This window comes from Occallatibacter riparius (assembly GCF_025264625.1).
In the GTDB taxonomy this organism is placed as follows: domain Bacteria; phylum Acidobacteriota; class Terriglobia; order Terriglobales; family Acidobacteriaceae; genus Telmatobacter; species Telmatobacter riparius.
This window is the reverse complement of the sequence record NZ_CP093313.1, coordinates 5,237,933-5,261,190: the sequence shown is the minus strand read 5'-3', so window position 1 is coordinate 5,261,190 and position 23,258 is coordinate 5,237,933. Positions and strand designations below refer to the sequence as shown.

At 57.9% G+C, this 23,258-nt stretch carries 20 protein-coding genes; 14 read left to right on the top strand and 6 right to left on the bottom strand.

The genetic code is table 11. The annotated features are described in order from the left end of the window. The first annotated feature begins 62 nt into the window (after positions 1-62). Both MOP44_RS21475 and MOP44_RS21470 read left to right on the top strand, forming a co-directional pair. On the top strand, positions 63-986 hold the full coding sequence (locus MOP44_RS21475; protein WP_260792452.1) for a LysR family transcriptional regulator: 924 nt from the start codon (positions 63-65) through the stop codon (positions 984-986). Positions 987-1,135: 149 nt separating this feature from the next. Beyond that, a complete protein-coding gene (locus tag MOP44_RS21470; protein ID WP_260792451.1) occupies positions 1,136-1,573 on the top strand; it encodes a VOC family protein in 438 nt (145 codons plus the stop codon). Between the two features lie 456 nt (positions 1,574-2,029). Here MOP44_RS21470 and MOP44_RS21465 read toward each other — a convergent pair whose 3' ends face one another. Next, a complete protein-coding gene (locus MOP44_RS21465; protein WP_260792450.1) occupies positions 2,030-2,446 on the bottom strand; it encodes an ArsR/SmtB family transcription factor in 417 nt (138 codons plus the stop codon). Between the two features lie 73 nt (positions 2,447-2,519). Between MOP44_RS21465 and MOP44_RS21460 the strand changes: the two genes are divergently transcribed. The 12 genes from MOP44_RS21460 to MOP44_RS21405 all read left to right on the top strand — a co-directional run bounded on the left by MOP44_RS21460 (position 2,520) and on the right by MOP44_RS21405 (position 15,873). Then, positions 2,520-3,395, top strand: a complete 876-nt coding sequence (locus MOP44_RS21460) for an arsenite methyltransferase (RefSeq protein ID WP_260792449.1) — start codon at positions 2,520-2,522, stop codon at positions 3,393-3,395. Position 3,396: 1 nt separating this feature from the next. Next, a complete protein-coding gene (locus MOP44_RS21455; RefSeq protein ID WP_260792448.1) occupies positions 3,397-3,888 on the top strand; it encodes an arsenate reductase ArsC in 492 nt (163 codons plus the stop codon). 9 nt (positions 3,889-3,897) lie between these two features. Then, positions 3,898-4,980, top strand: coding sequence for an ACR3 family arsenite efflux transporter (arsB, locus tag MOP44_RS21450; protein WP_260792447.1), 1,083 nt, complete (start codon positions 3,898-3,900; stop codon positions 4,978-4,980). A 1,112-nt stretch (positions 4,981-6,092) separates the two neighbouring features. Further along, positions 6,093-7,565, top strand: a complete 1,473-nt coding sequence (locus tag MOP44_RS21445) for a hypothetical protein (RefSeq protein WP_260792446.1) — start codon at positions 6,093-6,095, stop codon at positions 7,563-7,565. An 824-nt stretch (positions 7,566-8,389) separates the two neighbouring features. After that, positions 8,390-9,709 carry a tRNA (N6-isopentenyl adenosine(37)-C2)-methylthiotransferase MiaB gene (gene miaB, locus MOP44_RS21440; RefSeq protein ID WP_260792445.1) on the top strand — a complete coding sequence of 440 codons (1,320 nt, stop codon included), beginning with the start codon at positions 8,390-8,392 and terminating at the stop codon, positions 9,707-9,709. Positions 9,710-9,746: 37 nt separating this feature from the next. Next, the gene (locus MOP44_RS21435) at positions 9,747-10,238 is read left to right on the top strand and encodes a bifunctional nuclease family protein (RefSeq protein ID WP_260792444.1); all 492 of its coding nucleotides are present in this window, start codon (positions 9,747-9,749) and stop codon (positions 10,236-10,238) included. A gap of 162 nt (positions 10,239-10,400) precedes the next feature. Next, positions 10,401-10,745 (top strand): ArsR/SmtB family transcription factor, encoded by a 345-nt coding sequence (locus MOP44_RS21430; protein WP_260792443.1) that lies wholly within the window; start codon positions 10,401-10,403, stop codon positions 10,743-10,745. Positions 10,746-10,777: 32 nt separating this feature from the next. Beyond that, complete coding sequence (locus MOP44_RS21425; RefSeq protein ID WP_260792442.1) at positions 10,778-11,170, top strand: VOC family protein; 393 nt, start codon at positions 10,778-10,780, stop codon at positions 11,168-11,170. Positions 11,171-11,176: 6 nt separating this feature from the next. Then, positions 11,177-11,737, top strand: coding sequence for an SRPBCC family protein (locus MOP44_RS21420; protein ID WP_260792441.1), 561 nt, complete (start codon positions 11,177-11,179; stop codon positions 11,735-11,737). Positions 11,738-11,760: 23 nt separating this feature from the next. Further along, complete coding sequence (locus MOP44_RS21415; RefSeq protein ID WP_260792440.1) at positions 11,761-11,997, top strand: hypothetical protein; 237 nt, start codon at positions 11,761-11,763, stop codon at positions 11,995-11,997. A gap of 99 nt (positions 11,998-12,096) precedes the next feature. Then, a complete protein-coding gene (locus tag MOP44_RS21410; protein ID WP_260792439.1) occupies positions 12,097-12,987 on the top strand; it encodes a DUF72 domain-containing protein in 891 nt (296 codons plus the stop codon). A 1,035-nt stretch (positions 12,988-14,022) separates the two neighbouring features. After that, complete coding sequence (locus MOP44_RS21405; protein WP_260792438.1) at positions 14,023-15,873, top strand: TolB family protein; 1,851 nt, start codon at positions 14,023-14,025, stop codon at positions 15,871-15,873. Between the two features lie 504 nt (positions 15,874-16,377). On the opposite strand, the gene MOP44_RS21400 is transcribed toward MOP44_RS21405, so the two are convergent. From MOP44_RS21400 to MOP44_RS21380, 5 genes are all read right to left on the bottom strand, one after another. Beyond that, a complete protein-coding gene (locus MOP44_RS21400; protein ID WP_260792437.1) occupies positions 16,378-17,406 on the bottom strand; it encodes a hypothetical protein in 1,029 nt (342 codons plus the stop codon). 600 nt (positions 17,407-18,006) lie between these two features. Then, positions 18,007-20,520, bottom strand: coding sequence for an ABC transporter permease (locus MOP44_RS21395; RefSeq protein ID WP_260792436.1), 2,514 nt, complete (start codon positions 20,518-20,520; stop codon positions 18,007-18,009). Positions 20,521-20,548: 28 nt separating this feature from the next. Beyond that, positions 20,549-20,890 (bottom strand): PadR family transcriptional regulator, encoded by a 342-nt coding sequence (locus MOP44_RS21390; RefSeq protein WP_260792435.1) that lies wholly within the window; start codon positions 20,888-20,890, stop codon positions 20,549-20,551. 56 nt (positions 20,891-20,946) lie between these two features. After that, entirely contained in the window at positions 20,947-21,954 is a 1,008-nt protein-coding gene (locus MOP44_RS21385; protein WP_260792434.1) for an NAD(P)-dependent alcohol dehydrogenase, read from the bottom strand. Between the two features lie 178 nt (positions 21,955-22,132). Continuing rightward, a complete protein-coding gene (locus MOP44_RS21380) occupies positions 22,133-23,101 on the bottom strand; it encodes a 3-keto-disaccharide hydrolase (protein ID WP_260792433.1) in 969 nt (322 codons plus the stop codon). Between the last annotated feature and the right edge of the window lie 157 nt (positions 23,102-23,258).

The following is a 23,258-nucleotide window of genomic DNA, read 5'->3' as shown; positions in this document are numbered from 1 at the left end:
CACCAACGTATCTGTCCAATAGATTGTACGGAATTATATAATCTATTTGGGAGATAGACTCCATGGAAGTTCGTCAGCTGCAAATCTTCTGTATTCTCGCGGAAGAACTGCGCTTCACCCGCGCCGCCGAACGAGCTCACACCGTCCAATCGAATGTCACCGCACAAATCAAATCTCTCGAGCACGAATTAGGCGTGAAGCTTTTCGACCGGCTCGGCCATCGAATCGTTCTCACGGAACCAGGACAACGATTCCGGCAATTTGCCATTCAAGCTCTCAATGCCATGGAGGAGGGAAAGCGTGCCGTTGCGCCGGACGCCGACCTGAGCGGCCCATTGCGGATCGGAGCACCAGAGAGCGTTCTTGCCTATCGACTTCCGCAGATTGTCAGCACCTTTCGAGAGCAATTTCCCCGCATCGAGCTAGTATTCCGTCCCCACGTTGGAGCATCGGTCTTCGGCGATCTTGAAACGGGAAAGATCGATTTCGCTTTCCACATGTGCGATACCTTCCCCAAGTCCCTGTTTTGCTCGACGAGACTGTACCGAGAGAGAATCTTGCTGCTATGCGCCCCGAGCGACGACCTGGCGAGACAAGTGCGCGTTAAGCCTACCCATCTGGCCGGTAAAAATCTTCTTTTGCCCGAGCACGGTTGCGCATATCGATCCAAGTTCGAGCGAATGCTCTCCAGTCAGAAGATCCTTCCAGGCCACGTTACAGAATTCTCAAGTGTGGAAGCCATCAAGCAGTGCGCGATGGCCGGAATGGGTATAGCGCTCCTGCCCGCAATTGCAGTCGGCCGCGAACTGGATCAAGCGCAATGCATTGCCTTGCGGTGGGCCGGAACATCTCTCGATGTTTCAACTCAGCTCGCTTGGCATCGCAGTAAATGGATTTCTCCTGCTTTAACCGCATTCCAAGACGTGGTTAGAAACCTCCTCAGGAACCAGCATCCAGCGCCCCCAGGCCGGCGATCATACAGATGAGGTCGCCGGCGTGACTGCGCTTCAGTTTCTGATGGTGAGTCTTCACCTACCAATCTCCCGAGTTGTCATCTCAAGCGACGGCCGTTCAATCAGAGATTTTCAGCAAAGCCCCCGTTGTCCGATCGAGCCAGCTTATGTAAATTCGACCAATGGCGCTCAAACGAATGGATAACGTAGGAATCGTCGTTGACGACCTCGCAGCGACAATCGGCTTCTTCCGGGAACTCGGCCTCGAGCTTGAGGGGCGAGCCACCATCGAAGGAGAGTGGGCAGGGCGTGTTACCGGACTCGCCGATCAGCGCGTCGAGATTGCCATGATGCGCACGCCCGACGGCCACAGCCGTCTTGAGCTCTCCCGCTTCCTTCACCCGCCTGTCATCGCGGATCACCGCACCGATCCCGTGAACGCTCTGGGCTATCTTCGAGTCATGTTTGCCGTCGACGACATCGACGACACACTTGGCCGGCTCCTCAAGCGCGGCGCACAGCTGGTGGGAGAAGTAGTGCGCTATCAGGACTCGTATCGGCTCTGCTACATCCGCGGCCCTGAAGGCATCCTCATCGGACTCGCCCAGGAGCTCCACTGAGCGCGATTTGCCTCCATACATCCGAGTGTGCTCGGCGGCTCACGCCGTAGAGCTTCTGTGAGTAGTAACTCGGCATCATGAAACGGGCATAGCAGCGGCCAACACAATCGTTGGCCGCTGCCGTGTCTTGGATCCCCATTTTGGCGTCCGGAGCCAGCGGCGAGTTCTTCAACCGGCTTCGAAGTGATAGCCGGCAACCGTGAGCGAAGGTAGAACGGGCTCCCGATTTTCGAGACCTGAGAAGGGAAGCCCGGTCAAACCCCGTTTGTATAAGGAGCTGATTCTGATCAGCTCTCCAGGCTTGGATGAGGACCCGGGCCTTAGCCCCCGCATCGATCCTTGAATCGCGCCAGATAGCCGATCCCCACACACCACACCACGCCATGCCCACGGCTTGTGCGTCCTGATCGGGATCGCGGCGGCTAGGGATTCTGGTCTTCGGCAGTGCATGATTCATCAACAGGTTTCGCATTGATGCGAACCCATTTGAACGGGAATCGGCGCCCCTTCCAGTGCCGCCGATCTGCGTGGAGCGCAACAAGCCTTTTGCAATCGCGCAAAATCTGCCTGCATCGCTTTCTGCTCGCGGAGAACGGTCAACGTCTCGGTCAGCAACTTCGCGGCGCCTTCGTGGTTAGGAGACACAATGCGGTAGTGCATCCACTTGCCCTCACGCCGCGCTTCCACGATTCCGGCCTTGCGCAGGTAGGCCAGATGCCGCGAGATCTTGGGCTGCCCCTGGCCCAGAATCTCGACAAAGTAGCACACGCAGACTTCCCGCCCGTTCATCAGATTGAGCAGCCGCAGCCGGGTTTGGTCAGACAGCGCCGCAAAAAACAACGCCAGATCGTAGGTCTTCGGGGAACGTTCCACGCTCTCATGATATACGCATTGACAAATATGTCCAGCGGTAATACATTTGCTTTAACGAATACGAGGAGTCATCATGGCATCTTCTACTACGGACGTTCGGGACCAGGTGAAGGAAAAGTACGGCAGTGCGGCGCGAGCCGTCGCGCAATCCGGCAGCGTGCAGGCCTGCTGCGATCCGGGTCTGCGCTGCTGCGATCCCTTTACAACAAATTTGTACAGTACCGATCAGAAGGGCCAGATTCCAGCAAAGGCCGTGCTGGCTTCGCTCGGCTGCGGCAATCCCACAGCACTGGCGGAGTTGCGCGAAGGAGAAGTCGTCCTCGACCTCGGCTCCGGCGGCGGAATCGATGTGCTGCTCTCGGCGCAGCGCGTCGGACCCACCGGTAAGGCGTACGGCCTCGACATGACCGACGACATGCTTGCCCTCGCGCGTGAAAACCAGCGGCAGGCCGGCGTGGCCAACGTCGAATTTCTCCGCGGCGAAATCGAGAACATCCCGCTCCCCGACAACGCAGTCGATGTGATCATTTCCAACTGCGTAATCAATCTTTCCGCCGACAAAGATCGCGTGCTGCGCGAAGCCATGCGCGTGCTCAAGCCCGGTGGCCGCTTCGCCGTGTCCGATGTGGTGGTTCGCGGAGACGTGCCGGAAGAAGTTCGCAAGAGCATGCTGCTGTGGGTGGGCTGCATCGCCGGCGCGCTTGAGGAGAACGATTATCTCTCCAGGCTCCGCAACGCCGGCTTTGAGAACGTATCCATGGAGCCTACGCGCGAATACAACGTCGAAGATGCGCGGCAGTTCCTCACCGACGCCGGAGTCGACGTGGACGCAATCGCGCCGCAGGTGAACAACAAGTTCTTCAGTGGATTCATCCGTGCGACCAAGCCGAAGGCACCGTGCTGCGCACCCGGTTGCTGCGATGTCGTCGCGATCGGAGGCAAGGCTTAGCATGGCGGAACACTACAACGTACTGTTTCTCTGCACCGGCAACTCGGCGCGTTCCATCATGGCCGAGGCGCTCCTCAACCACAAAGGCAAAGGACGCTTCACCGCCTACAGCGCCGGCAGTCATCCTTCGGGCCAGCCGCGACCCGAAGCCCTCAAGCAGATTGAGTCCTGCGGCATGCCCACCGAAGGGCTCCGCTCGAAGTCATGGGACGAGTTCGCCGCGCCGGATGCTCCGAAGCTGGACTTTGTGTTCACCGTCTGCGACAACGCAGCCAATGAGCAGTGCCCCTACTGGCCAGGGCAGCCCATGACGGCGCATTGGGGAATTGCGGATCCTGCCGCGGTGAAGGGAACGCCGGAGGAGATCGCCCGAGCCTTCCGTGACGCGTTCACGATCCTCGATCGCAGAATCGGACTATTCCTCTCCCTCCCCTTATCCACGCTTGAGAACATGGCCATCAAGCGCGAGATCGATCAGATCGGCCGGTCGTAAGGTGCCCGCGTGAAAAAGAGTCGTCTGTCTTTTCTAGACCGCTATCTGACCGCCTGGATTTTCGCAGCCATGGCAGTCGGAGTCCTTCTGGGCTGGCTGGCCCCGGGCGTCGTGCCATTCTTGAATCGCTTCAGTGTGGGTACCACGTCGATTCCCATTGCAGCGGGATTGATCCTCATGATGTATCCGCCCTTCACGCGCGTGCGCTATGAAGAACTGCACGAGGTCTTTCGCAACAAGCGCGTGCTTACGCTTTCTCTTGCTCAGAACTGGGTCATCGGCCCTGTGCTCATGTTTGCGCTCGCCATCATATTCCTGCGCGGATATCCCGAGTACATGGCCGGGCTGATCATGATCGGTCTCGCCCGCTGCATCGCCATGGTGATCGTGTGGAACGAACTCGCTAAGGGAGACACGCAATACGCCGCTGGACTGGTCGCCTTCAATTCGCTGTTCCAGGTCTTCTTTTACAGCGTCTACTCCTGGGTCTTCATCACCGTCCTGCCCGGTTGGTTCGGCCTGAAGGGCGCCGTGGTCAACATCTCCATCGGAGAAATTGCACGCAGCGTCTTTGTGTACCTCGGTATTCCGTTTCTCGCGGGGTTCATCACGCGCACGGTGCTGGTGAAAGCGAAAGGCCGCGAGTGGTACGACCGCAGCTTTGTTCCGCGCGTAGCACCGCTGACATTGGTTGCGCTCCTGTTCACCATCGTGGTGATGTTCTCGCTCAAGGGCAGCTACATCGTCCGGCTTCCGCTCGACGTGCTGCGAATTGCCGTTCCGCTTCTCATCTACTTCGTTGTCATGTTCTTGGTGTCATTTTGGATGGGCCGCAAACTCGGTGCGGACTATTCCAAGACGACCACCCTCTCGTTCACCGCGGCTTCGAACAACTTCGAATTGGCGATCGCGGTGGCCGTGTCCGTGTTCGGAATCAGCTCCGGTGCCGCCTTTGCCGCAGTCATCGGTCCTCTGGTTGAGGTCCCCGTCATGATCGCGCTGGTCAACCTGGCTCTCTACTTTCAGCGTAGATACTTCAATGACCCGCAGCCCGCGTCCGTGACCGGAACCTGCACCGTCCGGAACTCCTGAGTGCATGCCCGGGAAGGGAAGGGTTAAACTCCGCTTCGCACCAGGGGCTGATTTCAATCAGCCCTCCAGGCGCGATTAGGACCCGGGCTTTAGCCCCCCAGGGATGCCTAAATCACGCCAGATACCCAACCTCCCACACACCGTGTCATCCCCCGACAGTCCGCGCCGTTCTCTTCAGCGGCGAGACGGGCCTCGCGAAAGGGCACGACTTTAGTCGTGTCGATAATGCCTACTAAGAGGCTTGGGCTTTAGCCCCTGACGGACGCTTTGAAAGCTGGTCAATGGCCCCACCTCCATTCCCGGCTACCTGCTATGAAAAGGACACCAAGGCGTTCCTGATTTCGGAGACCCGCGAAGGGAACTTGGGTTGAAGCCCGCTTCGTATCAGGGGCTGATTTCAATCAGCCCTCTAGGCATGGATAAGACCCCAGGCTCTAGCCTCCGCAGCGATGCCAGAATCGTGCCAGTTACCCAACCCCCCACACACCGTGTCATCCCGACAGTCCGCGCGTTCTCTTCAGCGGCGAGACGGGCCTCGCGAAAGGGCACGACTTTAGTCGTGCCGATAATGCCTACTGAGAGGCTTGGGCTTTAGCCCCTGAGGGACGCTTTTGAAAGCTGGTCGATGCACCCATCTCCATTCCTGGCTACCTGTTTGAAAGGACGCCCGGCGTTCCTGGTTTCAGCGACCCGAGAAGGGAACTTGGGTCGAAGTCCGCTTCGTATCAGGGGCTGATTTCAATCAGCCCTCCAGCCTGCATAAGAACCCGGGCTTTAGCCGCCGCAGCGATGCTTGAAGCGCCAGATACTCAACGTCCTCCACACCGTGTCATCCCGACAGTCCGCGCGCTTTCGTCGGGGACCCCGCGAACAGGTCTTCGTTCGTGGGGTGATCATCAGCGGACGGAGGGATCCGCAGTTGCTTGTGACGCCCTCGGCGTTGTTGCACTTCCAGGTCTGAGAATCGAAACATCGCCCCCGCCGGAGCATCCGGATACCACGAAATGGGTATGAGAGAGTTGTAGGCCGGTTGCGTCTAAAGTGGGTTTACACTTGTTTCAACTCCACCGCCAATTACGCGGAAGAATCACTTAAAAGCGTGAGGTGAACTCATGGGCCCTTGGGACGAGCGCGTACGCGGTCACCGCGTATGGACCGAAATGGCAACTCTAGGTCCGGCCATAGATCAGTCGCTTTCAGTCGAAGGAATTACACCGGAATCCGTCCTAGACCTCGAACGGCTAAAGGCGGTGCTGACCTATTGCGGCAAGCGTATTGCGGCAGCTGACCCTCTAATCACTGTCCCTCAACCCTTGGACTTGATCGCATCCAGTTTGCAGGCCATCAATAACGCCCTTGCAGCCTTTATCAGCAACGGAGATTCCTCGCACATAGTTGCCGCGAATCAAAATGCGGATGCGGTTCTCCCTCCTCTCTCTCAGATTCCTGGAGACTATAGCCCAGAGGAGTTGGGTGCACTCATCGCGGCCACATCTGAATACCGAGTTTTGGTTAGGAAAGCCTTGTCAGAGGCCAAGCAGGAGGTAAAGCAACTCAATTCTCTGTCGGAGGAAGGCCAAGCAAAACTGAGTGAGGCATCCGAGGGCGAGTTAGCAAAGCTCAAAGCCCGACTCGACAACTATTCAGTCGATTTGGCGCAGTTTGCTAGCTCACTTCAAATCGAGCAGCAGAAGCTGAGCCAAATTGCAACTGACCACCAAGGCCAATTCTCGTCAGCTCAAGAGGCCCGCAGTAAGGAATTCAGCGAATCCTTGCGAGCCGGGAACGAAAACTTGACAAGACTCATAACTGATTATCAGAGCCAATTTTCTAGTGCCCAAGACGCAAGGAGTGCGGAGAACACTGCGGCTGAGCTAGCAAGGCAAAAAACGTTCAACGACACAATTGCGGAATTCATCAAGAAACTTGCAGATCAAGATGCCGAATTCACCAAACAGCGCACGGCCTTTGTCACGGCCTCAGAGACTGATTTAGGGGCTTTGGTGTCAGAATTCAAGGTGCGGGGGACCGAGATCGTCGATGACTTGCGGGAGAAGCAAAATTATGTAGAGAAGTTGGTGGGCGTTATAGGCAATTTGGGTGTCACTTCCGGATATCTGCGGGTAGCGAACCAATCGAGATGGGCCATGTGGCTCTGGCAGGCCGTAACCGTGGGGTCCATGATTACCTTAAGCATTGTTGCGTATAGAACCCTACACGCGGTTGAAGGTCAGAACGGACAATTCAGTTGGGTAGGCTTCGCGGCGAGGGTCCTAGTTCTCTTATCGCTTGGGGTGATCGCGGCATACAGCGGAATTCAAGGGGACAGACTATTTACGGAAGAAAGGCGGAACAGGAAATTGGCTCTCGAACTCGAGGCTATCGGCCCTTATTTGGCGCCTCTTCCTGTGGAAGATCAGAACAAATTTAGAATTCAGATTGGGGAGCGGTCCTTTGGGCGTGAGGCAGATATCCAATTTCATGGAAAGAGCCCTACATCGGTGGTTGACCTCGCGAACTCCAAAGAGTTGAAAGAGCTTGTTAAGTTTGCAGTTGAAACTGCGATAAACGCAATCAAGAAATGAAGCCGTCAAAACGGCAACGACACACGGGATGCAGTTCGCCCTCAGGAACGGGAAGTCGGCTCATCGCTACGTAGCGTTTCTCGGTTTACGCAAAATCGCCTAGGCGCCCACCCGGCCAGATAGATGGCAGGTGGCCCACTCATTCCTCGGGACAGCATGCATGCGCTCAGGGTGTGCCCCGTTCGCAAAGCCTCGTTTCGACCTCCTGCGCAGACAATTCCGACATCTGTGACCGCCAGCACAGAACCGGAGTTCACATCGGCACATAATCTCCTTCTGCTGCTTGCGGCGGCAAGGGAGATTTATGCCCTTTTGTCTGACATCCCGACAAACCCACGGGCGAGGGAACTGCGAGGCACCCCCACCTCCCTGGATAGCAGCGCAGGGAGTACCCCTACCCCCCTCCCCCCACGCCGTGGATCGCGGCGGATCGCGACATTGGAGCGGAACCCTCCAAAATGGGGCAGCGTTGGCGATCTCAGAGGGTCCCCCCCCGGTACCCAGCTATCCGGGAGCAGGGAACTGGCAACCACCCCCCACCCCCTCGGGCCTTTTTGGGGCGTGGACAGCAGCGCCGCCCACTTGTGGAGAACGAGGCAGAGTTTACTATAAAATTAGCTACCCCTCCCCCTGTTTTGGCTTCTCCTTATATTCGCTTTTCTGCCCTGATTTTTTGCCAACCGTCATAATTTAAACGACTTAACATTCTACAAGATTCCATAGGCAGAGTTCGGCCGCCGAATCGGCAATTTAACTAGTCAGTAAACAGGGAACTTAGCTCCCCAGCCGCTCAATCCAGCACTCAAGCTATACTCAAGAGTGCTATGGCACCCGAAAAAACCTTCTACCTTGAGACCTTCGGCTGCCAGATGAATGCCCATGACTCCGAGAAGGTGATTGGCACACTCCAAAGTGAGGGCTATCGCCAGGTCAACTCGGAAGAGGAAGCCGGGCTCATCCTCTACAACACCTGCTCCATCCGCGATAAAGCCGAGCAGAAGGTCTTCAACCGCCTCAACGACTACAAGAAGCTCTACAAGTCCGGCAAGCGCTTCGGCGTCCTCGGCTGCGTAGCCCAGCAGGAAGGCGAGAAGATCTTCGAGCGCGCGCCCTACGTCTCGCTCGTCTCCGGCTCCGCGTCCTACCGCAAGCTGCCCGAGATGCTCGCCCGCCTCGAATCCGGCGAGAACCGCATCACCGGCCTCGACGACCGCCAGACCGACGAGACCTTCGAGACCGAGTTCACCTCGCGCCAGAATCCCTACCGCGGCTACATCACCATCATCGAAGGCTGCGACAAATTCTGCGCCTACTGCGTCGTCCCCTACACCCGCGGAAAAGAGCGCAGCCGCACCTCCGACTCGGTTCTCGAGGAAGCCCGCCGCATCGCCGACCTCGGCTACACCGAGATCCAGCTCCTCGGACAGAACGTCAACAGCTATAAAGACCCGGAAGGGAAGTTGTCCTTCGCCGAACTCCTCGCCGCAGTCGGCCAGGTCCCCGGCATCCGCCGCGTCCGGTTCACCACCAGCCACCCTCGCCACTTCACCAAAGACATCGTCGAAGCCATCGACTCCGTGCCCACCCTCTGCGACCACGTCCATCTGCCCGTCCAGTCCGGCTCAAGCAGGGTACTGAAAGCCATGGCCCGGGAGTACACCCGCGACTGGTACCTTGAGCGCATCTCCTGGATCAAAGCGGCGAAACGCAGGATCTCACTCTCGACCGACATCATCGTCGGCTTCCCAGGCGAAACCCCCGAAGACTTCATCGAGACCATGGACCTCCTCGCCGAAGTGCAGTACGATGGCGTCTTCGGATTCAAGTACTCGGCCCGGCCCAACACGCCGGCCTTGGTCATGATCGACTCCATACCGGAATCCGAGAAGGCGCACCGGCTTCAAGTACTGCTTGATCGTCAGCGCGAGATACAAAGGGCGAATTACGCGAATCACTTAGGCGAGGTAATAGAAGTGATGGTTGAGGGGCAGAACGTGGCACGCGGGCAAATCTCCGGCCGCAGCAGCCAGAACAAGCCCGTCAACTTCACCTGGCCGAATCCAATCGCACCCGCCCCCGGCAGTTACCTGCAAGTGAAGATCACGGCCACCCACCCAAACAGCCTTGTAGGCGAAGCAGTCTAAAGGCCTGGAGCATCGAAACTGAGAGAGGGGGATTGAAATGGACGTCGAAGTCAGAATTCGCGGACTCATGATGGACCCCGCCACCAATATGCCGATCGTCGTCCTGAAGGACCCCGCCTCCGATGCAGTCATGCCCATCTGGGTCGGGATCTTCGAAGCCAACGCCATCGCCATTGAGCTTGAAAAGGTCTCGGCGCCTCGGCCCCTGACCCACGACCTGACCAGAAACCTCGTCCATCACTTGAATGGCGGTTTGGAAAAGGTTGTAATTACTGAGATTAGGGAAGATACATTCTTTGCCGTGCTGTGGCTCCGGCAGGGCGACGAATCCGTTATGGTCGACGCCCGCCCGTCTGACGCCATAGCCCTGGCACTCCGCTTCGACTGTCCCATCTATGTCACCGAGCAGGTGCTGCAATCCGCCAGGATCAGCGGTTCCGCCACGTCAGAAGGCCAGAACAGCGAGCAACTGCGTGGCTGGCTCGAAGGCCTCAACGACGAAGACTTGGGCAGCCGCTACAAGATGTGAGCCCCTCCAAAAGGGGAGCGAGTAGCGATTGAAAATCCGATCCAGGCACCGCTGCTTCAACGGACGATCCTACTGTCCAGAATATCTGTTATCGGACATTCATTGTATCTAAGGCCTCTTATGCCTTGACGTGTATATACCTATACGTGTATATAATGTTTTGTGGACTCAGCCTTCGAAATCATCGCTGAACCGAACCGTCGAGCAATCCTCAGCTTACTGGTCATCTCTGAGCAGTCGGTTGGAGAGATCGAGCGTCAGCTTCGCATGTCTCAGCCGACTGTCTCGAAACACTTGCGTGTACTACGCGAGGCCGGCTTCGTTGAGTCTAGCGTGGACGCGCAGCGCCGGCTTTATCGGCTCAGGCCGGAACCGTTCCAGGAGGTTGATGCCTGGCTTTCCCAGTTCCGCCGGTTCTGGTCGACGCACGTGGATGCGCTTGAACGCCACCTGGACAACATGGAGCGGGTTCGAACGAGCGGAGACTCCACCACCGAAAACACGTAACGCAGCCCCAATCCGAAAAGACGAGGAATCCGATGAAGATCAAACTGAGCAGCGTGTATGTCGACGATCAGGAGAAAGCCCTTCGCTTCTATACGGAGGTATTAGGTTTTGCGAAGAAGAGCGATTTCAGTAATGGCACGTATCGGTGGCTAACCGTAACCTCGGCCGAGGATCCAGCCGGCACCGAGCTGCAATTGGCTTTGAACAACAATCCAGCGGCCGCTGCGTACCAGCAGGCCATCTTCCAGCAGAATCAGCCGGCGGCCAATGTCTTTACCGACAATCTTAAGACCGAGTACGAAAGTATCAAGGGCCGGGGGGCCCAATTTACGATGCGTCCTACGGATGTGCAGTACGCCTGGATTGCGATGCTCAAGGACACCTGCGGAAATCTGGTTCAGATCACGCAGCTCAAGGGGTGGTAGACGGAAATGACCGATCGTATGAAGTATGTGCCGGGGCCCGCCGGCGGAGCGCGGGTAGAGAAAGACGGAGACAAGTGGACCCTCGTCCTCGTTCGGGAGCTGCGCCATGCACCGGAGATGGTGTGGGAGGCGCTGACAGATCCCGCGCAGCTCAGCGAGTGGGCTCCGTTCGACGCCGACCGTAATTTGTCCTCCGTCGGTCCGGTGACGATGTCGATGGCGAGGACGCCGAAGCCCACAGTGTTTGAGACTTCAGTGAAGCGGGCGGAAGCGCCCAGGCTACTCGAATACAGCTGGGGTGAAAGCAACCTTCGGTGGGAGCTTCAGCCAGTTGGGACCGGCACACGGTTAACGCTGTGGCACAACATCGATCGGCGCTTCATTGCGTGGGGGGCGGCTGGTTGGCACATTTGTCTCGACGTGCTCGATCGCCTTCTCGACCGGAATCCCATCGGCCGTACGGTTGGGAGCGACGCTCTTAAGTTCGATTGGCAGCGGCTGAACGCCGAATACGCGGAACAGTTCGGGATCGAATCGCCAAAATGGCAGCCGCCGGCGGCGCAGTAAGAACATCTTTATCGGAGGTCTCAATGATCAGCAATGCTACGCAACGGGTGATCTTCCGCTGGATTCACGTCGTCCTTGCCATTCCGATTGTGGGGTACATCTACAGTCCGTTTGACAAGATTCCGCAGTATGCAGGGCCGACGCGGTATGTGTTTCTGCCGATTATGGTGATGACAGGGCTGTGGATGTGGAAGGGGCACTGGGTGCTCCGGCTTTTCTCGAAGAGGCCGGCTCGACAAAGTGCGGTGCTGGACGCATAGCCTCGCCGCTTCCCTTCTCTCCAACCGGCCGTGACATGGGACAATGTTGGCACGGCTGCGTTGGCACGCCTGCGGTAAAGCCAACTTCCCTTCCCGCCCATGACTGAACGTGGACAGATACGCATCGGAATGTCCGGCTGGCGCTATGATGACTGGCGCGGAACCTTCTATCCGGAGAAGCTCGCGCAACGGCGCGAGCTCGAGTACGCCTCGCGGCAGCTTAACTCGATCGAGCTGAACGGGACGTTCTATTCCCTCCAGAAGCCCAAGAGCTATCTTGACTGGAGCAAGGAGACGCCGGATGACTTCGTCTTCTCGGTCAAGGGTACGCAGTTCATCACTCATATAAGAAAGCTGGAGAACGTGGCTACTCCGCTGGCGAACTTCCTGGCACAGGGGTTGCTGAGGCTGGGCAGGAAGCTTGGGCCGATCCTGTGGCAGCTTCCGCCGAATTTCAAGTTCGATCCCCAGCGCCTGGAGGAGTTCCTGGCGCTGCTGCCGCACACGCACGAGCAGGCGGCCGCCTATGCGAAGCAGCGCGATGAGTGGATGGCCGAACGGTCGTGGCTCGAAGTGGAAGAGGACCTGCCGCTGCGCCATGCGGTGGAGGCGCGCAACAAGAGTTTCGCGACGTCGGAGTATATTTCCCTGCTGCGCAAGTACCAGGTCGCCGGGGTTGTCGCCGATACGGACAAGTGGCCGCGGATGATGGATGTGACGGCGGACTTCGTCTATTGCCGGCTGCATGGGAATGAAGAGGTCTATCCGAACGGATACGACGAGGCCGGGATCGAAAGCTGGGCGCAGCGAGTGCTGGCTTGGTCGCGCGGCGAGGAGGTCACGGACGGAGTGCGGATGCATCCTGAGCCGGGGCCGAAGCAGGCGGCGCGGGATGTGTTCGTCTACTTCGATGATGACGTGAAGGTCCGGGCGCCCCACGATGCCATGAGCCTGACGCGTCGGATAACGGAGCTGACCGGTCAGCTTTGATAGTGTTACTCATCCGTTATCTTTGCCCACTCACTGCACCACTCCGAAAATCTCCATCGAGGCACGGTAGACGATTCCATTAGTGTACTTGTTTGTGTGGTTTACATGCACAGAAGAGGCGAATAAACGAAGAATGAAAGGGGAGGGGGTACCCTTACCTTACAGTTAACATCCGATCGCCGGCTCCTCTCCTTGAGGTGACAAGGGGAGGGTGGGTGCCTCCGGTTTGCGTAGCTCCCGGGGGGGTGGGGTATTTCCCTGCCCCTTTGTTGCGCGCGGATTCGCTTCCAGGGTGGGGTGGGTGGGGTACCCGCTGAGGCCCCGAAGCTGGTCCGTTCTGGAATGTTCGGCTCCTGGTTCGCACTCCCAGACCGTCGTATGGGGGTGGGGGGTGCCCCTGCGTCGCGCTGCTTGTTCCCCAACTTGGATGTTCCCGTCCGACGATGCCGGAGGGGGGAGGGGTGGGGTATTCGCCGGGCCGCTGCGCGGTCCGTTCTGGAGTGAACTGCTCCAGTGTTGTGACCTCCGCCCATCCACCGGACTGGGGGAGGGGGTGGGGGGTGCCACTGCTCTCCGCCGTGGATTCCCATTCGGCTCTCCCGCTTCCCTTTGTCGGGGGGTGGAGAGTCGCTTTCGGATGCACTTTTCTGAATAAGGCCGCCCTTCCGGTCCGGGAGGGGGGAGGGTGTGGGGGCGTGCCTCCTTCTCCTCTGCCGATACGGGTGAGGGTGGATGTCAGACGCATGGGCATAACTCTCCCTTGCCGCCGAAGAGGGGGCAGAAGGGAGATTGTGCGCCGATGGGAAGTCCGGCCTCTGTGTTGGCCATCACAGTTGGTTGACTCCTCCGGATATAGGCGAGGTCTCGATGAGCGCTTTGGCCTGTTCTCGAGAATCGACGGCCGACTAGTCCGGCTCCGTAGTTGATACCGACCCTCAGGGCTTAGCAGCTCAAGCGCAGGCTCGCCGCATTCGATCGCGGTATGAGCACATTATTTCAACGACGATGCGAATATCTCAGCGATATACTTTCGCGATGCGTTCCATTCTGGTTGCAGTTGCTGGCCTCATGCTGCTGGGTGCCCAGGGACCCAGCGCACCCACCATTGCGTTTAACCGGGTCGAGTTGCGAGGTGGCCATCCACGTATTTTCGTGGCCGCATCCGACGGCAGCGGCGAGCATCCTCTCCTTCCCAACTCTGAGGATGACTATGACGCGGTGTGGTCGCCGGATGGCAAATCGATCGTGTTCACTTCCGAACGAAATGGATCGGCGGATCTTTTCCAAGTAAAACCCGATGGCAGCGGTCTGAAGGCACTGACAACCGATCCGGCCTATGACGATCAGGCTGCTTTCTCGCCAGATAGTCAGAAGCTGGTCTTCGTCAGTACACGTGAAGGCGGAACCGCGAATCTTTGGGTGCTGGATATAGTGTCGCTGAGCGTGCATAGACTGACGACGGGGGCAGGCGGCGATTATCGCCCCGCATGGTCGCCAGACGGAAAATGGATTGCGTTTTCGTCTGGACGTGGGAAGCCTATGCCTTTCAGCGAGGGCCGGTGGGAGCGCCTTCAGATGACCGATCTTTATATAGTGCACCCTGACGGCTCTGGCTTGAAGAAAGTACCTGTGAACCAGGATTTCTGCGGAAGCCCGAAGTGGATGACCGACAGCCGTCGCGTAGTCGCGTATTGCATGACTGCCCAGCAAACGCTGCCGAACCGGATGCCGAATCCTGAGCCGGGCAATGACACGCGCCTTCTGTCAGTCGATACCGGGATAGGCGCAACCGCCGAACTGCCGGCTGCGGGCGTGAAGATCAATCCGTCTCCGCTTGGCCAGAATGACATCGGCTATATACGCAAAGGCACGTCAGAGCCCGGCATTTATTACCTCAGCGGTCGCCGAGGTCCACGAGGGGCCATCCGGACGGCATCCTGGTCGCCCGATGGGAAACTGGTCGTCTTTCACAGACGCGTTTCCGGGCAATCCGTACCGATGTTGAAAGTCTTCAGCCGGGACTCGCGATACGATCTGAAAGTTGTGGGCGGGACTCTTCCCTCCTTCAATCCCTCGGGCACGCAATTCGCAACGACTGGTGGTCCGAACGGCGGTGTAAGCACCTCTGCCATCACCGTGACGACGGTGGCGACAGGCGCCTCCCAGGTGGTTTATCAAGACAAGACCAACAACGCGCTGGCAGGATCGTGGTCGCCGGACGGCCGCAAGATACTCTTCGGCATCGGTCAGTTCGCGGCGTTTTTTGATGGGTTCCATTCTGAGTTTTTGAAGCCTGACGATCGCATCAATGGCGGGGCGAAGGTGGCGGTTGTGAATGCCGATGGAACCGGATTCCAGGAACTGACCGACGGCGCAGGCAATAACGCATTTCCCTCTTTTGCTCCGGACGGAAAGCGATTCGTGTATCGAACGTTCAGCCGCGAAGGGATGGGTCTGCGCATCATGGACCTGGAGACGAAAGGTGTCATGAAGCTGACCGATGGATATGACAACTTTCCGCTGTGGTCTCCACGCGGTGACCTGATCATGTTTGCGCGTCTTTCCGGGGGAAACTACGCGCCCGGTGAGACCTACGACGTCTACACCATAAGGCCGGACGGCAGCGATCTGAAGCGTCTGACGAACGGGAATGGCAACGACGCTCATATGACCTGGTCGCCCGATGGTGAGTACATCGCGTTTGCAAGTTCCAGGATGGGCTTCAAAGATGAAGCGGCGTACACCGATGCGCCACAGCCTTACGGCGAGATCTTCGTAATGCGCTCCGACGGCACCGGGGTCGAACAGCTCACGGACAACCAATGGGAGGACGGTGCACCCGGATGGCAGCGAGTTCCACCGCACCAGTTCGCAAGCAGTCATTGAAAGCGCGGTACGCGCAAGTCTGATGCGATAGGTCAGAACGTGGGTAGGCATTTCTGCGCGCAAATCCCTCAGCCATCATCTACAGGCTGACCTGACAAGTCGTCGCAGTCTGGACGGAAGCCATGCTTAACTGGCGCACCATCGCCAATGCACTCACTAATGCCTCAGGCAGATTTTCATTCCAGTCGATCGAACATCATCACACGAACCAGCGAACTCAATCGCAGGCGCGGCATTCCGGACCTACTCGACCACTCGCGCTGTCCACCCATCGGATCCAGCTCATCAGGGTCGAAGTCCTGTGCATGAGTGACCCGGTCTGCTCTCGATAATTGAGAAGACCGCCCGCTGGATCAACGGATCCTGGCTGACACACCACCAGCTACCAGTTCCATCGCGAAGAGGAAAGCGTCGAATCTTTCGATGAGCCCCGGAGGAGCCTAAAAAAGAGCAGAGGACATCGCCGCCCTCTCTACCAGGAGCGCTCGTCGGCAGTCCGTCTGACTACGGAGCGGTCGTTTTCAGTTCCCGATGAATGCCGGGACTTTCTGGGGAAAGTCGCAAGACGTCCGGCAAGCGGAAGGCGCCGGGCAAGAAAATCCTTCCCCAGATATAACCGAACAAGAAGCCGCAGGCGGGAAAAAAGACACAAATGGCCATTGCCACCAGCTTGAAATCATTTCCGGATCCCATATTGCTGCCGATGTACGTACCGAGCTGGTCCAAACCGCCTGGAAGTTTGGCGATCTGGGTTAGTCCTGCACCGAGGATTAGCTTGGTCAGCCAATCACCGATCTGATCCAAGTTTGTGGGTGGGTGCGAATCCTGTTTCGTTGCATCGGCTGCCGGGACCGGTTGATCTGTAGCTGGAGTCTGAAGCTTGGAAGCCGCCTGAGATGGATCAGGCTGGTTTGAGTTGGCTGCCGAGGCCGATTGATTTGAAGTCAAGGCTTGAGGCTTGGAAGCCGCCTGAGATGGATCAGGCTGGTTTGAGTTGGCTGCCAGGGGCGGTTGATTTGGGGCCGAAATCTGAGGCTTGGGGGACGGCTGGGGCAGACCAAAAATGAAGCCCAGGAGCATCCCCGCTACCCACGCAGCCCCCGCTGTGAGAATAGCTACGCAGGCAATGGCGACGGGATTAGCGTCCCTGTGCGCGACGGCAAAGCCTATCAGGACGGTGATGCCGAGGGCCATCATGCAGCGCAGGCGGGCCATCCAGACGAACGGATGATCCCACATTTGCTCCTTCGCCGCTTTTCTCTCCGTCTTAATCGTGCTGAGAAGGATGCCGGCGAGGAACAGCGCGCCCGTCGTCATGAGAGCCAACAGGGTTGCCTCTGAAGCGTGAGGGTATCTCGCATCCACGATTGCCACAGAATCCTGGCGGTGATGGGCATACAGCAGCAGAATCGTCAGGATGGCGCCTGAAGCAATCAGGAACAACCACCAAATCTGCAACTTTCTAAAGATGTTCCAGAGTGCGGGCCCTCGACCCGAACGAGGATCCGCTTGGTTCATGAATGCTGTAGCCATAGAAGATCTCCTTTCAGTTCCTGGTCTGGTGTGCGCTCATCGCAGCCGGTGTTGCGAGGCGGATCCTCCCGCAGCGAGAACGAAGTTGCTGCGCCACGCGCCGGATACGGGATGCAATGGTTCGCTCATCCGCGGTGCTTGGGATCGTTCATGTCGCATAGTCTGTGAGGAGAAGGAGGACGAAGCGATCCACCCCCCAACAGACTTAGCTCTATGCGTACTCTCCAGAGCTGTGGGTGGCCGGAGTCCTCGAGTGAGTCGCGCAGGCGCTGCCGTAGACCGGTTATGGCCCATTCGCGGAAACTTACTGCACTTGGACAATTCCCAGGGGCATGTTCTCGATTACTTCAGTGGTTCCCAGAAGCTCAGGACAGAGAAAGCCCACTCCATATGGAGGGAAGAAAGTAGCTCCACTGCGCAGAAATGTCTGTGCTGGCCATCACTTAATAGATAAAGGAGGGCTCTTTCCAGCGGATTTAGAGCTCCCGAGTCTTTCAGACTAAGAGTCGCGACGTGCGGCAGTTGATAACTCCGACGGGACGTGGGCAGGGTTAACGCCTAAGTCAAACTAGCTTCTCATCTTATTGACCCCCAAAGTCACTAATCATGGTGGAGAATCGCCGCGACATTCAGGCGCAGAGTACGGGCCGCGGGAAGGACCATTGCAAGCGCCGCGATTGCGCCCAGCGTGAACAATGCAGCGAGATAGCTGACCAGATCCAGATTGTTGATACCGTACAGCCCTACGCGCAGGAGCTTTGATCCGTACGCGGCAAATGCAGTGCCCACTGTGAGGCCCACGAGCAAAGGCCATCGGAACTGCAGCAGGACTGCATTCAATACAGCGAGCGGCTGTGCCCCGAGCGCCATGCGGATCGCGATTTCCTTGGTGCGTTGCGTTACTACATATCCGACCAATCCCATGAGTCCGATTGCTGCGAGCGTGACCGCAACCATGCCCACCACACTCACAGTGGCAGCGACCGTCTCAATCTGTTGCATGTTCTCGCGATAAAGCATCTTGAGCTGCCGAACTTCGGGAACGACCGAAGCATCGAGGGTTGTGGCGATTGTCTTTGCGACGGGAGCGAGTGAGCCTGGCTCGCCCGCCGCGCGCGCGATCAACACCATATCCGGCATGTCTTCTGGTTGCTCTGGCCAGTACTGCTCCACCGCATCGTCATCGCTCAGGGCATTGATGTGGGCATCGCCAGCTACGCCGATGACCATGTCCTTGATGGCTCCGTCGCCGACTGTCTGTCCCAGCGGATTTTCTCCGGGCCACTGCCGACGCGCGAACGACTCGCCCACGATAACGACGTGTTTTTCGCCGGTATTGAAGGTGCGTCCCATTCGCAGGGGGATTGCCATCGTGCTGAAGAAATCCGGCGCGACCCAGTTGGGATAAATCACCACTCGTTTACCGCGAATCTCCGTCGTTGAATTGGCGACGGTGTGCCCTAACGGAGGAAGCTTCACCAGTGAGACGGCGTTCACTCCGGGCTGATTTTGGAGCCGATTCTGCATCTGGTTCAGGTAATCTTTCGCCGCCGCCGCGGTGTAGCCATGGCGTGCGAGTTGAGGATCGATGGAGACGAGGTGCTCGTATCCAAAGCCCGGATCGGTATAAAGCGCGTGTTGCGTTGCGCGCACCAATAGGGCCGCCACAATGAGCAGAACTGAGCTTGCCGCGATTTGCGCGCCGACCAGAATCTGCCGCGCCAGCGTCTTCTGTTGCCGCTGGCGGGCAATCTGCAATGCGGGCATGAGGCCAAAGAAGAGTGTGGCGGCAATCGTCATTCCGACCGTGAACAACAGCACGCGCCAGTCAGGCCGCGCGTCCAGCCATTTCGGCGCATCCACTTTAGCAATTATCAGCTTGAGAGCCGCGCACGACAGGCCCAATGCTGCAAGAGAGCCGAGAGCGCCGAGCACAAGGCTCTCCGTGCAGAGTTGCCGCAAGATGCGCCAACGTCCAGCGCCAATGGCGAGGCGAATTCCGATTTCGTGTTGTCGTGCAACAGCCCGCGCCAGCATGAGCCCGCCGACATTAGCGCAGGACACGACCAGGATAAGCAGCGTCAGCACACCGATCATGGCCGCGATCTGATACATCTGCGGCTGCATCACCTGCAGATGCCCTCCCGGAGAGCTCTGAATGAATTCGCCATCCCATACCGCTTCGGGATGCTCGTGGCGCAGTTCATTCGTCAGGGAACGCAGCTCCTGTTCAGCGGCCTTTGCACTCACACCCGGAGCCAGTTTGCCCCACATGCGCACGCTCGCGTTCGTCCAATCCTTGAGAACAGCGCTGTGTTGAAAGAAGTAGGGTTGCTGCGCGATCGGCAGCCAGATGTCCGGATGCTGCCCGCCAAGACTGGCGAATGCATAGGGCGTTATGCCTAGGACCGTGACCGGTTTTCCATTCAAGTGGATGACGCGGCCGATCACGTTCGGATCACTGCCAAACCGCCGTTGCCACAGGCCGTAGCTCAAGATCGCAGCGGCAGGGGAATCTGCATTTCCATCGCTGTCCGGATCGAGTAAACGGCCATATGCGGCTTGAGTGCCCAACTCCGTAAAGTAGTTCGGCGTGACGAAGGAGAGGCTGGTGAGTTGTTGATCGGCATCAATCTGCATGGGCGGTACGCCGAGAACTGCAATTGCGGCAGAAAGGGTCCGCGCATGATCGCGATAAAAGATAAACGACGGATACGCCATTTCGCTTGTGTAGCTGGTGGGTGAGCGGCGCTCCAGCCGCACGAGGCGCTCAGCGTCGAGGACCGGAAGAGGTTTGAGCGCGACCATGTTGAACAGGCTGAATGCGGAAACATTGATTCCGATGCCGATGGCCAGCACGAGCACAGCCATGAGCGTGAATCCGGGCGCGCGCACGAGAAGTCTTACGCCATAGCGCAGGTCCTGGATCAGGCGCTCGAGCCAGGTCCAACCCCACGCTTCATGCGCCTGTTCCCGCATGCGCAGAGTGTTGCCGAAGTTCTTTCGTCCCGCACGCGCGGCCATTTCACGATGGAACTCCATGTCATTCTGAAGTTCGGCATCGAGCCGACGCTTGTTGATCAAATAATGAATTCGCCGAAGGAATTCGCGCACGATGGACCCTCCCAAGCTCAAAGGATTGCTATGCGGTTCGAAGGACTTCCTGGATGGCCTGCGTGATTCGTCCATAGCTGGCCAATTCGCGTTTTAACTCGGCCTTGCCTTGCGGCGTGAGGCGGTAGAAGCGCACCTTGCGATTTGTTTCTGATATGCCCCACTCCGCTTGAACCAATCCTTTGCGCAGCAACTTCTGCAGCGTGGGATACAAGAGTCCTTCCTCCACAGCCAGCACCTCACTGGAAAGCAAATGAATGCGTTGTGCGATTGCATAGCCATGCAATGACTCCGACTGCAGCACGCGAAGGATGAGCATGGGAAGAGCGCCGGCCGGACTCAGCGCGTCAAGCATATCGTTCATAGGCATAACAGTATTATGCCTATGAACGATAGGTCAACAACTATTTGCAATATCGACAGTGACTATTCCGGCGTTGGTGTTCGGCTGATCTCAATTACGATTCGACCGGTGTTCGAGTGAGCGACAGCTCGTCTGAGGGCATCGCGGATCGGTGCCAGTTCGAATGGCACGGTTGAGTCAATCGCCGGCAGCACACCTGCACTCGCGGCAGCGGCAATGTTGGGAAGTTGTTTACCTGCATTGAGACCGGGCCCGGTCAGGATATAGCGCGGACCTCGAAAATAGGAGCTGATGCTGCGATAGCCTACGTGCGCGAGATTCGCCAGGATTCCTGTCCAGCCGAGACGCCGGTCTCCGACGAATCGCTCGGGCCCTACGACCGTGACATAAGCTCCATGGTGTTGGAGAATACTTTGCCCCATCCGTTCGTTGTGTCGACCGCCAACCAGGTCGAGTACACGGTCAACGGATGTTATTCCGTGCTCTCGGAGCAGATGATCCCAAGGGCCCTGGCTGTAATCCATGACGAGTGAACAGCCGAGGCGATAGGCTCGATCGATGTTTCTCGTGCCGCATACGCCGATGACTTTAGCCCCGGCGCGAATCGCAAGCTGAGCTGCTATGGTGCCGATTCCGCCTGTGACTCCGAGGATCACGATTTGCTGGCCGGCGCGGATCTTCATAGCATTCATTGCGAAGAGCGCCACGAGCCCGGAGACACCGCAGGCCGCGGCATCTCTAAAGGAAACGTGTTCAGGTTTTCTGGTGATCCATCGTTCATCTACAGCGCATAACTCTGCCCATGCGCCTCCTCTTCGGAATGGCAACTGCACCCCAAAAACGGCATCACCGACCTGGACTGATTGAACATGGCGACCGACGGCAACCACTACGCCGGCTACGTCACTGCCAGGCGTAACGGGCGCGTGTGGTTTTGGACGCGGACCGAGGGGAAGGCCGCCATAGAAAGTCCCTTCGGCAAAGTGAATGTCATCGATGTTGATGCTGGAAGCAGATACTCGAATGAGAACGTCGCGGGAACGGAGTGAGGGTTCGGCGAGCTCCGCCATGCGAAGGACATCCGGGAGAGTACCTGGCGCGGGTCGACGGGTGAGAACAAGTGCGCGCACATCTCATTTTAGAACCGTTCCCCACGACTGCGGAGTCGGAAGCCAGAAAGCATCGACGCATTGCATGGAGGAACTCGGCATCTTCCGACGAGTGTCGCCGGGAGATGCCGGCAGATGCCTACTTCTTCGGCAGTGAAACGGTGATGTTGCGGAATTTCAGATTGCCGGTGTGATCACCCTGGATGTAGAAGGGACCAGGTTCGCCTTCGTCGGCGTCTAATGCGCCGCCGGTGATGCCATCGATCACCTTGTGGTCGATTACGGTGACTCCGTCGTGGACCTCAGTGACGGTGCGGCCTACCAGGGTGATGTCGAAGGACTCCCACTTCCCGGTCGCTCGCGGTATTTCGGGTTGCGGCGCGATCCGGCCGTAGATCGATCCGATGCGGCGCTCGACTGGATCCTTGACTGGCGTTTCGGTTTCGATCTGGACTTCGTAGCGGCCGCGCAAATAGACACCACTGTTGCAATCTTCCGGGCTGCTCACTTCAAAATGCAGCTTGAAGTCCTCGAATTTCGATGTTGTCTTGAGGTTTGCGCCGCGGGCCGTGTTCACCAGCACCCCATCCTGAACTGTCCAGTGACTCGATGCGGCATCGCCAACCGGCTCCCATCCCTGAAGGTCCTTGCCATTGAACAGCGGCTTCGGGTCCGTCCATTTCTTTGGAGCGGCGCTTTTCAATTCCGGCGCGCGCACGCCTGTGATCGCGGTGGTGGTGCTGCCGCTCTTTTCTTCTCCGACGAGTTTGCCGCCTTTTGCTTCCAACTCCCAGGTGATCGCTGGATGGTCTTTGGAGGCAGGAGCCACGGTCAGAGTCATATGCGATCCGGTCACGTGAACATCATCGACGGGATGGACATGGCCGCCGCCGGGCTGATACCAGACCTCAAGGTTGCTTCCCTTTTCAGTGACGCCAAGCCACCGAGCGCTTATGCCTCGCGGACCGGAGACGTCGAAATCCCACTTTCCGGAAAACGGACTACTGCTGTTCTGAGCGAGCGCCTGCGCGGAGAAGACGCATGGCACTGCGGTTGCGATCATCACCAGCGGAGCCGCGACAAGCGCCAGCCACTTCGATTTGTTCATAGGACCCCTCAATGGACTTGAATACATGCCAGTGCAAGAGTAAGGCACAGAACTCAGCCGCTCAAAATCAGAGTTAGTTTTCGACGACGATATGCAGCAGGAGCAGAAACCTCGATCTAACTCTCACACAGGGTTGATGAGTGGTTTGACGTGAATG

Bases quoted from the DNA above. Each gene is read 5' to 3' on its own strand.
- MOP44_RS21410 (WP_260792439.1), top strand. From the start codon at position 12,097: ATGACTGAACGTGGACAGATACGCATCGGAATGTCCGGCTGGCGCTAT.
- MOP44_RS21425 (WP_260792442.1), top strand. From the start codon at position 10,778: ATGAAGATCAAACTGAGCAGCGTGTATGTCGACGATCAGGAGAAAGCC.
- MOP44_RS21390 (WP_260792435.1), bottom strand. From the start codon at position 20,890: ATGCCTATGAACGATATGCTTGACGCGCTGAGTCCGGCCGGCGCTCTT.
- MOP44_RS21475 (WP_260792452.1), top strand. From the start codon at position 63: ATGGAAGTTCGTCAGCTGCAAATCTTCTGTATTCTCGCGGAAGAACTG.
- MOP44_RS21400 (WP_260792437.1), bottom strand. From the start codon at position 17,406: ATGGCTACAGCATTCATGAACCAAGCGGATCCTCGTTCGGGTCGAGGG.
- MOP44_RS21380 (WP_260792433.1), bottom strand. From the start codon at position 23,101: ATGAACAAATCGAAGTGGCTGGCGCTTGTCGCGGCTCCGCTGGTGATG.
- miaB (WP_260792445.1), top strand. From the start codon at position 8,390: ATGGCACCCGAAAAAACCTTCTACCTTGAGACCTTCGGCTGCCAGATG.
- MOP44_RS21420 (WP_260792441.1), top strand. From the start codon at position 11,177: ATGACCGATCGTATGAAGTATGTGCCGGGGCCCGCCGGCGGAGCGCGG.
- MOP44_RS21460 (WP_260792449.1), top strand. From the start codon at position 2,520: ATGGCATCTTCTACTACGGACGTTCGGGACCAGGTGAAGGAAAAGTAC.
- MOP44_RS21385 (WP_260792434.1), bottom strand. From the start codon at position 21,954: ATGGCGGAGCTCGCCGAACCCTCACTCCGTTCCCGCGACGTTCTCATT.
- MOP44_RS21405 (WP_260792438.1), top strand. From the start codon at position 14,023: ATGCGTTCCATTCTGGTTGCAGTTGCTGGCCTCATGCTGCTGGGTGCC.
- MOP44_RS21415 (WP_260792440.1), top strand. From the start codon at position 11,761: ATGATCAGCAATGCTACGCAACGGGTGATCTTCCGCTGGATTCACGTC.
- MOP44_RS21435 (WP_260792444.1), top strand. From the start codon at position 9,747: ATGGACGTCGAAGTCAGAATTCGCGGACTCATGATGGACCCCGCCACC.
- MOP44_RS21445 (WP_260792446.1), top strand. From the start codon at position 6,093: ATGGGCCCTTGGGACGAGCGCGTACGCGGTCACCGCGTATGGACCGAA.
- MOP44_RS21455 (WP_260792448.1), top strand. From the start codon at position 3,397: ATGGCGGAACACTACAACGTACTGTTTCTCTGCACCGGCAACTCGGCG.
- MOP44_RS21470 (WP_260792451.1), top strand. From the start codon at position 1,136: ATGGCGCTCAAACGAATGGATAACGTAGGAATCGTCGTTGACGACCTC.